Source organism: Flavobacterium lipolyticum (genome assembly GCF_020905335.1).
GTDB lineage: Bacteria > Bacteroidota > Bacteroidia > Flavobacteriales > Flavobacteriaceae > Flavobacterium > Flavobacterium lipolyticum.
In genome coordinates this window covers 1,213,392-1,227,640 of the sequence record NZ_JAJJMN010000002.1, presented here as the reverse complement: position 1 = coordinate 1,227,640, position 14,249 = coordinate 1,213,392, and the positions used below count along the sequence as shown (strand labels likewise).

Here is a 14,249-nt window from a genome sequence, read left to right as displayed (position 1 = left end):
CATGAAAAGAATATATATATCAATGTTTGTACTGTCCGGATTGCTTTTTGCAGGATGTGCAGATGATTTTTTAGATGTAAATCCTACAGAATCAATTCCTGCCGATGTAGAATTGGTCAATAACGATGCAGGAGCTTCAGGTTTTGTAACGGCAATTTACAATCAGTTTTTAGGTTGGGAGATGTCCTCTTTTGGATGGAATGCAGTTTCAAGTATTATCTCTGATGATGCTGATAAAGGTTCTGATCCCGGAGACACCGGTGGCGATAAGGATATTGTTGATGCTTTAACGTATAATGCTTCGACTCCTTCATTTCAGTCTACGTGGGATGCTCAGTATGCCGGAATAAACAGATGTAATCAGGCTTTGGCTATTTTTCCAAAATTGGATAAGGTGACACCTGCTTTAAAAGTAAGATTAGAAGGAGAAGCTAAGTTTTTCAGAGCTTTTATGTATTTCACTTTAGTAAAAGGTTATGGTGGGGTTCCAATTATTGATCATTTGCCAATTCCGGGTTCAGAGGGTGACAGAATTATGCAATTAACCCGTAAAACACCGGCTGAAGTTTACGCATTTATCGAGAAAGATTTGAATGATGCCATTACAAATTTACCGGAGAAATCAGCTTACGCAGCAGAAGACAAAAGTCGTGTTTCTAAAGGGTCTGCTTATGCTTTATTAGCAAAAGTAAATTTATATCAAAAAAATTGGCAAAAAGTAATTGACAATTGTGATAAAGTAACAGGATATTCTTTAGTAGCTGATTATGCACTACAATATAAAAAAGCAGGAGAATTTGGTCCTGAGTCTATTTTTGAAATTAATGGAATTGGTTCAACTTCAAGCCCTGGTTTTGGAATTGGAAACTACTCTGTTTCTCAGGCACCACGTGGTGCAGGAGGATGGGGTTGGGGTTTCAATACACCTACTCAGGGGTTAGCAAATGCTTATGAAGCAGGCGACGTAAGAAGAGCAGCAACGATTATTTTCAGAGGTTCCGTTTTATACGATGGAAGACCGGTACCGGCTACTGTCGCAAATCCAATGTACAATTACAAAGCTTATTCTTCGGATTTCTACAATCAGGAATTTACAGATACCAATCTTAGATATTTAAGATATGCTGAGGTATTATTAATGAAGGCAGAAGCTTTGAATGAATTGGGACAAACATCAGCAGCAATTCCTTTAGTGAATATGATTCGTAAAAGAGCAGGTTTAGGAGATACTCCTTTTACTTCTCAAACAGATGTTAGAAAAGCAATCTGGAAAGAAAGAAGATTAGAAATGGCTTTCGAGCATGACAGATGGTTTGATCTTGTAAGAACGGGACAAGCTCAGGCTGCTATGGCTGCCGACGGAAAAACATTTGTTGTTGGTAAACATGAATTATTTCCAATTCCTACTACATTCTTAAGAGAAGCGGGTGGACTTTCGCAACAAAATCCGGGAGGTTACTAAATAATTTTTTAAAACCACTTCCTTCTTTTTTTTGAAGGAAGTGGTTTTTATTCACTGATATTAAAAAAAATATAATGGTTAAAATTTCAGTTTTACTATTAGCTTTTACTTTTTTGGGCTGTAATGCACAAGAAAAAAAAGAAACAGAAAAGGCCTCATCATCTGCAGTAAAATTAACAGACGATCAGCTTTTAGCTGTGGTTCAAAAAGAGACGTTTAAATATTTTTGGGATTATGCTGAGCCCAATTCAGGATTAGCAAGAGAACGTTACCATCCGGATAGAATTTACCCTGAAAACGATGCACATATCGTAACCACAGGAGGTTCCGGTTTTGGATTGATGGCTATTGTTTCCGGAATGTCACAAGGATATGTAACGAAAGAAAAAGGAGTTGAAAGACTGAATAAAATTGCTGATTTTTTAGGCAAAGCTGATCGTTTTCATGGAGCATGGTCGCACTGGATAGATGGAAATACAGGAAAAGTAAAACCTTTTGGAACCAAAGATAATGGTGGAGATTTAGTCGAAACATCATTTTTGGTTGCAGGAATGATTACCGTTCGCGAATATCTAAAAGACGGTTCAGAGAAAGAAAAAGCGGTAGCTCAAAAATACGATGCACTTTGGAAAGGAGTAGACTGGCAGTGGTACACTAATAATAAAAATGTTTTGTACTGGCATTGGTCACCAACTTACAACTGGCAAATGAATTTTGCTCTTGAAGGTTACAACGAATGTTTGATTACCTATGTCATGGCAGCCTCTTCGCCAACACACGCGATCGATGCAAAAGCGTATCACGAAGGCTGGGCGAGAAGCGGCGGAATAGTTTCTTCTAAAACAAAATACAATATTCCTCTAATTCTAAAACACAATGGAGCCGAGGAATTTGGCGGACCACTGTTCTGGGCACATTATTCGTATGTAGGACTTGATCCGAACCAGCTGACAGACAAGTATGCCAACTATTGGGATCTGAATGTCAATCAGGTAAAAATAGACTACCAGTATTGCATTGAAAATCCGGGGAAATTTAAAGGATACGGAGCCGATTATTGGGGTTTAACTGCATCTTATTCCAGAAACCCTGACGGATCTATTGGGTACGATGCTCACATGCCAAGCAACGATAAAGGAGTTATCTCTCCAACTGCAGCCATTAGTTCAATTGTGTATACACCAAAAGAATCAATCGCTGTAATTAGAAATTTATACGAAAATCATAAAAAGGAAACTTTTGGAGAGGCAGGCTTTTATGATGCGCTTAGTCTACAGAATAATTGGGTTGCAAAACGTTACCTGGCTATTGACCAGGGACCTGAAGTCGTAATGATTGAAAATTATCGTACCGGTTTGCTTTGGAAATTATTCATGAATGCTCCCGAAGTAAAACAAGGTTTGGTTAAGCTTGGTTTTAAATCCGGAAAGTACGGATTCTAGTAACAGGAGCTTATGACAGTCCAGCATTTTATGGCCGGGCATTTAAACCAATAAAAAACGAACACAAACAAATAAATATAGTAGAATGAAGAACAAATTAGTCTTACTGTTTTTAGGATGTGCTGTTCTGGGATATGCTCAGAAAAAGAACACTAAGAATACAGTAAAAATAAAACCAAAATCGGAGTTTGTAGCAGAGTTATTGTCAAAGATGACACTGGATGAAAAATTAGGGCAGCTTAATTTACCAACCTCTGGAGATATTACTACAGGACAGGCAAACAGTTCTGATGTGGCGAAAAAAATTGCTGAAGGTAAAGTTGGAGGTTTGTTCAATATTAAATCTGTTCAAAAAATTAGAGAAGTGCAACGAATTGCAGTGGAAAAAAGTCGTCTGAAAATTCCATTGATTTTCGGAATGGACGTGATTCACGGTTACGAAACTACTTTCCCGATTCCGTTAGGATTATCTTGTACCTGGGACATGAATCTGATCGAAAGAAGTGCCAGAATTGCAGCTCAGGAAGCGAGTGCAGATGGTATCAACTGGACATTCTCTCCAATGGTTGATGTTTCTCGTGATCCGCGTTGGGGAAGAGTTTCTGAAGGTTCAGGAGAAGATCCGTATTTGGGAAGCCAGATCGCAAAAGCAATGGTAAACGGTTACCAGCAAAACGATCTTTCTAAAAACAATTCGATTATGGCCTGTGTAAAACACTTTGCTTTATACGGAGCACCGGAGGCAGGTCGTGATTACAACACGGTTGATATGAGTCATATCCGAATGTTTAACGATTATTTTCCCCCTTACAAAGCTGCTGTTGATGCAGGTGTAGGTTCAGTAATGGCTTCTTTCAACGAGATTGACGGAATTCCTGCAACAGGAAACAAATGGCTGATGACAGATATTTTAAGAAAACAATGGGGCTTTAAAGGTTTCGTGGTTACCGATTTTACAGGGATTCCTGAAATGATCGAGCACGGAATGGGAGATTTACAAGCTGTTTCAGCACTTTCGTTAAATGCAGGTGTTGAAATGGACATGGTGGGTGAAGGTTTCTTAGGAACTTTGAAAAAATCGTTAGACGAGAAAAAAGTAACGATAGAAACCATCGATAATGCGGTTAAACTTATTCTGGAAGCAAAATACGATTTAGGTTTATTTAGCGATCCTTATAAGTACTGTGATGCTAATAGAGCAAAAACAGAAATTTTCACTGCAAACAGCAGAAAAGAAGCGCGTTCGACAGCAGCACAATCATTGGTGTTGTTAAAAAACCAAAATCAATTGTTGCCACTTAAAAAATCAGGAACAATTGCTTTAATCGGACCCTTGGCAGATGCCAAAGAAAACATGCCGGGAACCTGGAGTGTAGCTACAAGAATGGAAAATGCAATCTCACTTTTGACAGGAATCAAAGAAGTGGCAGGAGCATCAACAAAAGTTTTATATGCGAAAGGAAGCAACTTAGATTACGATGAAGAGTTTGAGACTAAAGCAACCATGTTTGGTAAAACGTTACACCGTGACGGACGTTCAAAAGAAGAATTACTGGCAGAAGCTTTAAAAGTAGCCAATCAGTCGGACGTAATTGTTGCGGCACTTGGAGAATCTGCAGAGATGAGCGGTGAATCAAGCAGCCGTACCAATCTGGAAATTCCACAGGCCCAAAAAGATTTATTAAACGCCTTACTAAAAACAGGAAAACCGGTTGTTTTAGTATTGTTTGATGGTCGTCCGTTAGTAATTAAGGAAGAGAACGAAACTGTTCCGGCTATTTTAAATGTTTGGTTCGCAGGTACAGAAGCGGGTTATGCTATTGCTGATGTTTTGTTTGGAGATGTAAACCCTTCCGGAAAACTAACATCAACCTTTCCAAGAAGTGTTGGTCAGTTGCCAATTTACTATGCACATAAAAATACAGGAAGACCGTTGGTTAACACAGAAGGTAAGTTCGAAAAGTTCAGATCGAACTATATTGACGAAAGAAACGAGCCGTTGTTTCCATTTGGTTTCGGGTTAAGTTATACCACTTTTGAGTATTCAAATCTGAAGGTTTCATCTGATAAAATGAACTCAGGCGAAAAGCTAAAAGTGACGGTAGATGTTGCTAATACAGGAAATTATGATGGAAAAGAAACGGTTCAAATGTACATTAGGGATGTAGTAGGGTCGGTAACAAGACCGGTAAGAGAACTTAAAAATTTCCAAAAAATAACTCTTAAAAAAGGAGAAAAACAAACCGTGACATTCGAGATCACAGTGGAAGATTTAAAATTTTATAACTCTGCTTTACAATTTGTGGCAGAACCTGGACAGTTTGAGGTTTTCGTTGGTGGAAATTCAAATGCCGAAAAGAAAGTTAGTTTTGTATTAACTAATTAAGTTGGTTTATTGATTAGTAATTAGCCCTTCGTAATTGGTTAGCGAAGGGCTTTTTTTAAGATATTTATCACTATTTTCAATTGTATTGTCAATGACTATATTTTTGGATATAATTAAGACAGATTTTTTGGATTATTTCCTTTGATCATAGAGCTATTTTTTAGCTATTTTCATAATCAAATAAAATTCACATTATTGGAATTATAAACTTGATCATTGTAAACAGGATAATTTGGATCACCATCCTGATTCCATAGTCCACTATCATCATCGTACTTATAGGTCACATGAATTGTTTGGCCTTCGCTATTTTGAAGTTGCATGACAAACTGAGTGTATACTTTAAGGGCATCAAAAATAAAGTTATAGTCTTTCCCTTCATAGGTCAGAGGGTCAAATGTTGTTTGAGTAGTATTTACTAATGCGGAAAAAACGGTATTTATAGTTGCACCATCGTCGCCATCAGTTTTAACAGGATACGTTCCTAAATTCTCTTGATCTTTCATTTTTTTATTTTTTTTTAGATTAATAATACTACAAAATTACGTTATAAAATAAATAAAACAAGTTATTTCTTACAAATTATAAAATAAGGTATTTATTTGTATCAATCAAAGTTTAAAATATCAGGTGTTCAAAGGAAGTTGCGATCTTCCCAAACAGATGAATCAATAGTCCTTTTGGGTATCAGGATAGTCAATGAAGTTTACAATATTAGGTTTACTATAAATTAAAAATAATGAATACAACTAAAGCATTTCGGATATCATGGCTTTTAACAGTAGCAATTGCTTTTCAGTCCTGCTGTGTTAAAGAAAATGCAATAGTGGCACATCGCGGGGCATGGAAAAAGAACAATCTTCCTGAAAATTCTATAGCCGCTCTAAGACATGCCATCGACTTAAAACTTCCCGGTTCAGAATTTGACGTATGGAGAACAGCCGATGATTCACTTGTAATCAATCATGACGCACATTACAACAAATTGCCTATTGAGGAAACCAATTATGCTGATCTCGTAAAGTTTAAACTTTCAAACGGAGAGAAGCTTCCAACCTTGTACGAGTATATTGCTGAAGGTAAGCGAAATAATAAACGTACACTTTTGGCTTGCGAAATAAAACCTTCGGAAATAAGTAAAGAAAGAGGAAGAAAAACGGCGTTGAGGACTGTAGAAACAATTCAAAAACTTAAAGCAAATAAAAACACCTGCTACATTAGTTTTGATTACGAAATTCTGAAACAAATCAGAGAAGTTGATTCCCGAACAAGTTTACAGTATCTCGAAGGAAACAAATCTCCGAAAGAAGTTAAAGCAGACCGTATAAACGGCGTTGATTATCATTATTCAGTATTTAAAAAGCATCCGGAATGGATCAAAGAAGCTAAAGAGTATAAGGTTATTTTAAATGCCTGGACAGTAAACGAAACGGCCGATATGGACTGGATAATTGATCATAAATTCAATTATATCACTACCAACGAACCTGAGTTGTTAGAACAAAGGATAAAACAGAAAAAATAGATCTATTGAAACTGTGTTTTCTCTTTTGGAGAAAATCTTTTATATAAAAATCATCCTATGAAAAATATACATATAGTAACTGTTATGCTGATGCTAGTTAGTTTAAGCAATACAATACTCGCTCAAAATACTAAAATTCCCGGTAAAACAGAATGGTTTGACCCCAATAAAAAAGCAACGACCTATTGTAATCCAATCAATATTGGGTACAATTATACCACCGAAAATCACAATGGTATTCCGGAATCCAGACGTTCCAGTGCCGATCCGGTAATTATTACATTCAAAGGCGAATACTATTTGTTCGCGACTAATCAGGCGGGATATTTTTGGAGTAAAGACCTGTCAGACTGGAAATTTGTATACGGAAGTTTCCAACGCAAGCCAGCCGATGACGATCAATGCGCCCCTGCCGCCTGGGTAGTCAACGATACCTTGTTTTATGTGGGGTCAACCTGGAAAAGAGATCATCCAATCTGGAAAACTGCAGATCCAAAATCGGGACAATGGCTGCGACATGTTGATAAAGCGATGCTGCCTACCTGGGATCCTGCCATCTTTCAGGATGATGATAAAAAAGTATACATGTATTACGGCTCAAGTGGAAAATTGCCACTTGTAGGTGTAGAAGTTGATTATAATACCTGGCTTCCGAAAGGCAATCAGGCAGCTTATGAAAAACTGTACAAAGCCACTGAAGTAGAAGATATTCAGCGTGCTTATGGTGAGATCAAAGAGGTAGTAGGTTTAGATCCTGCCAATCACGGCTGGGAACGTTTTGGCCCCAATAATGATATGGAACCCGCGCCCTGGGGGAATTTTATAGAAGGAGCCTGGATGACCAAACACAATGGCAAATATTATATGCAATACGGAGCTCCAGCCACAGAATTTAAAGGTTATGCCAATGGAGTTCATGTTGGTAACAGCCCGTTAGGACCCTTCACCTATCAAAAACACAATCCCATGTCATACAAACCGGGAGGATTTGTAATCGGAGCGGGACACGGAAACACTTTCGCAGACAATTATGGGAATTACTGGAATACGGGAACCTGTAAGATCTCAATCAAAGACCGTTTCGAGCGTCGCATTGATATGTTTCCTGCCGGATTTGATAAAGACGATGTGATGTATTCTATTACTTCTTATGGGGATTTTCCAATTGTTCTTCCCTCCAAAAAACGCAATCAGGAAAAAGGAGCCTCTTCCGGCTGGATGCTGCTTTCGTATAAAAAGCCTGTCACTGTTTCCACTTCAGAAGAATGTATGGAAGTAGAAACCCACAGAATGGATAATGGAGGCAAAAAAGTATACGAGAAGTTTTGTTACGGAGCTGTGAATTTAACCGACGAAAATATTCAAACCTACTGGTCTGCAAAAACAGCCGATCCGGGTGAATGGTTACAGCTTGATTTAGGCAGACAAATGCAGATCAATGCCTTGCAGATCAACTATGCCGATCATAAAGCAACACAGTTCAATAAGGCAATGGATATCTATTATCAGTACAAAATTTTCATGTCGGATGACGCTGTAAACTGGAAATTGGTAGTCGATAAATCTAAAAATGCAAAAGACGTTCCGCATGATTATGTCGAGCTGACTAAAGCAATAAAAGCGCGTTACATTAAAATGGTCAACGTTCATAATGCCTCCGGATTGTTTGCGATTTCAGATTTCAGAGTGTTTGGAAACGGATTGGCAGAAAAACCACAACCCGTTCTTGATTTTAAAGTAGACAGAAATACTACCGATGCAAGAAACGCTATGATTTCCTGGAAAAAACAGGCGAACACTACCGGTTACAATATTTATTACGGAATTGCACCAGACAAATTGTATAACAGCATTATGGTTTATGACGAAAGTTCGTATGATTTTAGAGGTCTGGATAAAGGAACCACTTATTATTTTACCATTGAAGCTTTTAATGAAAACGGAATAGGTATGAAAAATGAAGTAGTAGAAGTAAAATAATTTTCATTTTGTCTTATTGGTTGTAATTCATTTTAACACATAGAGTAACATAGGTTTCGTATCTGTAAAAAAGACGTTCCACTTCACTGAAATATTCCTATTTCTTTTGTAGTTTTTTTTATATCGGGAGTCTATGTTTCTGTGTGTTATTTTTTTTAGGGGAAATATTTTCAAGTTTTACAAAACTATATCCTTGTCTTTTTAATTCTGGAACAATTTCTTGCATAGCTTCATAAGTATTCCATTTAGGATGGTTAAAATGCATAATGATTATTGGACCAGATTTTAGATTATGAATAACATTTTTTATAATAGCAGATTTTGGTGCAAATGGAATAGCATCTCCGGCTAGTACATGATAACTAACAATAGTAATACCTATTTTTTTAGCTATTTTTGTGCAAATTTCATCAGTATAAGCAGTTGCGGATCTATAAAATCGAGGTTTTTTCCCTGTAATTCGCTCTATCTTTTGAGCATTAGCTTCTATTTCATCAACTGCTTCTGAAATATTTTTTGTTCCTTGAATTCCGTATATTGATTTTCCATTTGAACAACAAGGTCTATGATAAAATCCATGATTTTCTATTTCAAATAATGGATCTTTTGATAGTTCTAAAAAGGTTTCATAATTTTCATCAATCCATTGACCGGTAATAAATAAAGTCGACGGAATCTTTTGCTTTCGAAGAAAATTTATTAATTGTGAATCGTAAGCGTATGATTTCTCTCGTCCACAAGCATCAAAAGTAAATGCTATTATTTTTTGTTTAGTGTATAAATCTTCATTAACACCTTTTATAAATTCTCCCCAATATACTGAATGCGAATGTTTAAATTCTTTGTATATTTTTTCTTTAAAAATCAAGTAATTTGGATCGTTATACAGTTTTTTAATAAAATCAGCGTTCGTATACAAATTGGTTTGACCGTATATAGGGTTTAAAAAAGAAGCGAATAAAGAAAAAAGTATAATTAGATATTTGATCTGGTAATAATTGATTCTAAAAAAAAAGGCAGGTAATTTTAACATATCGAAACTAAAAATTTGTAGATTATGACTAATCTTTTTTCAAAATAACCACTGTTGCTTTAATTGTTTTTTATACAATTAAACCAAAAAGTTTAAGCAAACTTATCCTTGATTCATAGAAAAAAAGTGTAATGTTTAATAAGTGGTATGTTCTGTGTAATAACCGTAGATGATTGAGTTATATAATTAAAAGGTCCTGTTTTTTAGTTACGATGCAGAGGTGGACTGGTAGTTATTTCTAGCTGCATTTTTTATGACCTGCGATGGCTCCTATTCAAAAGTTAAGGATTAGGCAAAAAAAGATCGGGTAATTTAAATAAGAAAAAACCATCTATAGCTGATCAGTTGTTTTTATTTTGTATCAATCTAAAACCATTAGTTTTTAAGAGAATAATAACCACTGTTAATGTTCCAATTCGGGGCGTGAAAGTTATTTGATTTTTTTCGGCATTTAACTCAGTATGGGCCTTTATAATTCCCGCAATTTCAAGCTTAATTTCTTTTTCTTGACTACTTAGGAATTTAATTCTTGATTTTCAACTTTTCAAAACTCTTAAGTTAGGTCTTGCTTCTGTTTGTTACGTATGTAATTGGTTTCTAGTAATAATTTCGTAAGCATAGGAGTGTTATAGGTTCTCTATCTATAAAAAAGAGGTTTTATTTTGTTTACATACATACTCCTTCTATAAGTGAAAGATTTTTTTTTCAAATCGTTAAATAAAAGCGATGGCAGTTCTAAAGAATTTTGTTCCTTTGTTTAACAACCAAAAAATGCTATACAACCTATGAAAAAAACGATTCTTTTAACTGCATTAGTTTTAAACGGATTGACATCTTTTGCGCAGTCAAATGATGAGAAAAACATTAAATTGTTTTATAAAAAGGCCCTAACCGAGTCTAAATGTTATACCTGGTTAGAATATTTGTCTAACGATATCGGAAGCCGTTTATCAGGTTCTGCAAGTGCCGAAAAAGCAGTGCAGTATACTAAAAGGCAATTGGAGACTCTAGGTCTTGACAAAGTTTATCTACAGGAAGTAATGGTTCCGCATTGGGTGCGTGGCGAAAAAGAAACCGCTTATATTTTAGATAATAAAACGAAAACGGTAGTGCCAATTTGTGCTTTAGGAGGATCAGTTGCTACCCCTAAAACAGGACTTACTGCTGAAGTAATCGAAGTAAAGGGAATCAAAGAACTGGCAGAATTAGGCGACAAAGTAAAAGGTAAAATTGTGTTTTATAACAGACCAATGGATCCGGAAAATATCGAAACCTTTAAATCTTACGGAGCCTGTGTAGATCAAAGGTATGCCGGTGCAAAAGAAGCGGCAAAATTAGGTGCAGTTGGAACAATTGTGCGTTCGATGAACTTGCGTTTAGACGATTTTCCGCATACAGGAGCTCAAAGCTATGGCGACTTACCAAAAGATCAATACATTCCAACTGCCGCAATCAGTACCAATGGAGCAGAATTGTTAAGTAAATCTTTGAAAGTAAATCCATCGTTGAAATTTTATTTCAAACAATCCTGTGAGACCTTGCCGGATGTTTTATCGTATAATGTGATTGGAGAAATGACCGGAACAGAAAACCCTGGCAACATTATGGTTGTCGGAGGGCATTTAGATTCCTGGGATTTAGCAGATGGTTCGCACGACGATGGAGCAGGAGTGGTTCAAAGTATGGAAGTAGTTCGAATTTTGAAAAACTTAAACTATAAGCCTAAAAATACGATTCGCGTCGTTTTGTTTATGAATGAAGAGAATGGAGGAAAAGGTGGTGCTAAGTATGAAGAAGTTTCAAAACAAAAGAAAGAGAATCATATTTTTGCATTAGAGAGCGATTCTGGTGGATTTTCTCCAAGAGGATTTTCAATTGAAGCAGATGACGCTAATTTTAAGAAAATAGCTGGATTTAAAGACCTTTTTGAGCCTTATTTGGTGCATAGTTTCACTATTGGACATGCAGGATCAGATATCAATCATTTGACCTCTAAATCGATTGTGAAAGCAGGTTTAAAACCGGATTCACAACGTTATTTTGATTATCACCATGCGGCAAACGATAAGTTTGATGCTATTAATAAAAGAGAATTGGAGCTTGGAGCTGCAACCATGACAACGTTGATGTATTTAATGGATCAGGGGGGAATTGTTCTTCCGGCTGCAAACTAAATTGCAAAAATCAAATTCAAATTCCAAATTCCAATAGGGCTGACCTTATTGGAATTTGGAATTTTTTTATTTAGAAATTTATGTGATTAACTTTTAAACGTGATCGTAAATTTTGCCCCTTTGTTGGGGGTACTTTCCACGTCAATGTGACCGCCAAGATTCGTTACATGATTATAAACCAGATAAAGACCGATTCCGTTACTGTCTTTATTTGAATTAAATTTCTGGTGCAACCCAAAAATTTTGTCTTTTACTTTTTCCATATCAAAACCAATTCCGTTGTCCGAAATAATCAACTGTGTGGTTTCGTTAAAATGGATAGAATTAAAACGGATAAATGGTAAAAAACCGGGTTTTGAGTACTTAATCGAATTGGTAATCAGATTCAGGAATATACTTTTTAAGGAGGTTTTGTTGAAAAGAATCGTTTCTGCCTCCGAAAAATCAATTGAAATTGTGGCTTTCGAATTGTGGACTAAGGAATTAATGGAGTCTAAAACTTCTTTCAATACAACTTCAAAATGCAGGACTTCCAACTGATCGTCTTCTTCATTTTTTTTATCCAGAAGTGCCACATGATCAATTAATGTTTTCTTTAAACTTTGTGTAGAAATTTCAATAATGGAGATTAATTCGAGCGTTTCGGGATCTGTAATAGTTGATTTGTCCAGGAGATCAAAAACGGCCAGTATGTTATTTACTGGAGACCTTAAATCATGTGCCGTAGTATAAGTAAGCTGTCTGAGTTCCTTGTTGAGTTTGGTAAGTTCTGCCAAATGAAGATTTCTTTCCTGTTCCATCTCTTTTCTGAAAGTGATGTTTTTAGCAACAGCATAAACGAGTCTGTCTTTGGCAACCGGAAAAGAACTCCATAAAAGCCAAACGATAGCACCACTTTTAGTCACATATCGATTTTCAAAATTATACAAACCAATATCCTGAGTAAGTTCTTTGCGGGCATTTGTAGTAGTCAGTTTATCGGCTTCAAGAATAAAATCGTTTATAGGTCTTGAGAGTATTTCTTCTTCAGTATAACCCAGTAACTTAGTCATGGCTGGGTTTATTCTTTTAAAATAGCCGTCAAAACCGGCAATACACAATAAATCGGGTGAAGAGTCAAAAAAATCTTCGAACTGCGGGAAAAAATGCAGATTATTTTGGGAATATTTAGGTGCGCTATCGATCATAGTTTAAACCTAACTTAAAATTTATTCTGCTAAAATAGTATTAAAATGTTAGATTTATGTTTTGATTTTAACTATTTTGTTAAATATTCGTTTAAAAACATTTTAATACGTTGAAGAGTTATCAGGGGGTTAAAAATGTAAGTTTTTAGAAACGAAGTATTTTTGTTTTATTCGTCGATACTGACAAAAAAAGGCTTTTAGTAGGTGTCAATTACCGTTTTTAGGAGGTCAGAATCGGCCAAATCAACAGGAGCGACCACTTTTTCGTCGAGCGGAATGCTATTTCCATATCTTTCCTTGATTATTTTTTGTACCCTTTGATCGGTTAAATTAAAATCCTTCAACTGTTTAAGTTTTGACAATTCTATGTTTGCGGCATTTTTGTAAATTTTCCAGATCAGTTCAGAGCAATAAATTTTGGTATCGCTCCATTCAAAATAAGCATCATATTCTTTTCCGTCAAATTGCTGGCTGTATTCTTTCATTTTTTGCAGCACTACAGGAGTTAAAACTTTAGCGGAGTTTTTTAATCGTTTCACAAGATATTTGGCTTCTTTTCCGTGCTGAATCCATTCGTTAAAAGGAGTTAGTTTTACAGGCTGAACAGCTTCAAAAACAAACCATTTTCCGTTGATATCGTAAATGATGCCACAATGAGAAAATTTAGAATTTGTGGCAATTCGTACGGCTTCACATTGTGGAGATTGAGAGGTTTGAAAAATAATATCTCCATCCTGAATTTTAGTTTGTAAAGTGTTTTCCTTCTTGGTTTTGGTAGGGGAAAACGGATTGTTAGGAAAAACCTTCAGAGCAACAAACAAAGCACAGCCAAAACTGAGTAAGAAAGTAATAATCGGAAAGAGATATTTTGATTTTTTCATTTTGTAAAGGTGAAATGTGAGATGTAAAATGTGAGATGTGAAACTTGAAACCTGAAACCTGAAACTTGAAACCTGTAACCTGAAACCTGAAACTTGCAATCTGTAACCTGAAACCTGAAACCTGAAACTTGAAACCTGTAACCTGAAATCTGTAACCTGAAACCCCATCTACTAATTAG

At 35.9% G+C, this 14,249-nt stretch carries 10 protein-coding genes; 6 read left to right on the top strand and 4 right to left on the bottom strand.

Features of this window, described 5'->3' with window-relative positions; all coding sequences use genetic code 11:
* Position 1 precedes the first annotated feature (1 nt).
* The 3 genes from LNQ34_RS21685 to bglX all read left to right on the top strand — a co-directional run bounded on the left by LNQ34_RS21685 (position 2) and on the right by bglX (position 5,290).
* Positions 2-1,462, top strand: a complete 1,461-nt coding sequence (locus LNQ34_RS21685) for a RagB/SusD family nutrient uptake outer membrane protein (RefSeq protein WP_202702983.1) — start codon at positions 2-4, stop codon at positions 1,460-1,462.
* Positions 1,463-1,536: 74 nt separating this feature from the next.
* Positions 1,537-2,904: a glucoamylase family protein gene (locus LNQ34_RS21680; RefSeq protein WP_230001199.1), complete on the top strand. Its 1,368-nt coding sequence runs from the start codon at positions 1,537-1,539 to the stop codon at positions 2,902-2,904.
* An 85-nt stretch (positions 2,905-2,989) separates the two neighbouring features.
* Positions 2,990-5,290, top strand: coding sequence for a beta-glucosidase BglX (gene bglX / locus LNQ34_RS21675; protein ID WP_202702981.1), 2,301 nt, complete (start codon positions 2,990-2,992; stop codon positions 5,288-5,290).
* Between the two features lie 176 nt (positions 5,291-5,466).
* Here the strand turns inward: bglX and LNQ34_RS21670 are convergent, their stop codons facing one another.
* Positions 5,467-5,796 (bottom strand): hypothetical protein, encoded by a 330-nt coding sequence (locus tag LNQ34_RS21670; protein ID WP_230001198.1) that lies wholly within the window; start codon positions 5,794-5,796, stop codon positions 5,467-5,469.
* 233 nt (positions 5,797-6,029) lie between these two features.
* Between LNQ34_RS21670 and LNQ34_RS21665 the strand changes: the two genes are divergently transcribed.
* Together LNQ34_RS21665 and LNQ34_RS21660 are read left to right on the top strand one after the other, a co-directional pair.
* Positions 6,030-6,815, top strand: coding sequence for a glycerophosphodiester phosphodiesterase family protein (locus LNQ34_RS21665; RefSeq protein WP_230001197.1), 786 nt, complete (start codon positions 6,030-6,032; stop codon positions 6,813-6,815).
* 57 nt (positions 6,816-6,872) lie between these two features.
* Positions 6,873-8,795 (top strand): family 43 glycosylhydrolase, encoded by a 1,923-nt coding sequence (locus LNQ34_RS21660; RefSeq protein WP_230001196.1) that lies wholly within the window; start codon positions 6,873-6,875, stop codon positions 8,793-8,795.
* A 118-nt stretch (positions 8,796-8,913) separates the two neighbouring features.
* Here LNQ34_RS21660 and LNQ34_RS21655 read toward each other — a convergent pair whose 3' ends face one another.
* Entirely contained in the window at positions 8,914-9,828 is a 915-nt protein-coding gene (locus tag LNQ34_RS21655; protein WP_230001195.1) for a polysaccharide deacetylase family protein, read from the bottom strand.
* Between the two features lie 785 nt (positions 9,829-10,613).
* Here LNQ34_RS21655 and LNQ34_RS21650 point away from each other — a divergent pair.
* Positions 10,614-12,002, top strand: coding sequence for a M20/M25/M40 family metallo-hydrolase (locus tag LNQ34_RS21650; protein WP_070908577.1), 1,389 nt, complete (start codon positions 10,614-10,616; stop codon positions 12,000-12,002).
* An 86-nt stretch (positions 12,003-12,088) separates the two neighbouring features.
* On the opposite strand, the gene LNQ34_RS21645 is transcribed toward LNQ34_RS21650, so the two are convergent.
* Together LNQ34_RS21645 and LNQ34_RS21640 are read right to left on the bottom strand one after the other, a co-directional pair.
* Positions 12,089-13,189: a PAS domain-containing sensor histidine kinase gene (locus LNQ34_RS21645; protein WP_202702975.1), complete on the bottom strand. Its 1,101-nt coding sequence runs from the start codon at positions 13,187-13,189 to the stop codon at positions 12,089-12,091.
* A gap of 197 nt (positions 13,190-13,386) precedes the next feature.
* The gene (locus tag LNQ34_RS21640; protein ID WP_230001194.1) at positions 13,387-14,070 is read right to left on the bottom strand and encodes a YiiX family permuted papain-like enzyme; all 684 of its coding nucleotides are present in this window, start codon (positions 14,068-14,070) and stop codon (positions 13,387-13,389) included.
* Positions 14,071-14,249: the final 179 nt, after the last annotated feature.

What these genes read in the sequence shown, in the direction of transcription:
- LNQ34_RS21655 (WP_230001195.1), bottom strand. Translation starts at nt 9,828, where the DNA reads ATGTTAAAATTACCTGCCTTTTTTTTTAGAATCAATTATTACCAGATC.
- LNQ34_RS21645 (WP_202702975.1), bottom strand. Translation starts at nt 13,189, where the DNA reads ATGATCGATAGCGCACCTAAATATTCCCAAAATAATCTGCATTTTTTC.
- bglX (WP_202702981.1), top strand. Translation starts at nt 2,990, where the DNA reads ATGAAGAACAAATTAGTCTTACTGTTTTTAGGATGTGCTGTTCTGGGA.
- LNQ34_RS21665 (WP_230001197.1), top strand. Translation starts at nt 6,030, where the DNA reads ATGAATACAACTAAAGCATTTCGGATATCATGGCTTTTAACAGTAGCA.
- LNQ34_RS21640 (WP_230001194.1), bottom strand. Translation starts at nt 14,070, where the DNA reads ATGAAAAAATCAAAATATCTCTTTCCGATTATTACTTTCTTACTCAGT.
- LNQ34_RS21670 (WP_230001198.1), bottom strand. Translation starts at nt 5,796, where the DNA reads ATGAAAGATCAAGAGAATTTAGGAACGTATCCTGTTAAAACTGATGGC.
- LNQ34_RS21660 (WP_230001196.1), top strand. Translation starts at nt 6,873, where the DNA reads ATGAAAAATATACATATAGTAACTGTTATGCTGATGCTAGTTAGTTTA.
- LNQ34_RS21680 (WP_230001199.1), top strand. Translation starts at nt 1,537, where the DNA reads ATGGTTAAAATTTCAGTTTTACTATTAGCTTTTACTTTTTTGGGCTGT.
- LNQ34_RS21685 (WP_202702983.1), top strand. Translation starts at nt 2, where the DNA reads ATGAAAAGAATATATATATCAATGTTTGTACTGTCCGGATTGCTTTTT.
- LNQ34_RS21650 (WP_070908577.1), top strand. Translation starts at nt 10,614, where the DNA reads ATGAAAAAAACGATTCTTTTAACTGCATTAGTTTTAAACGGATTGACA.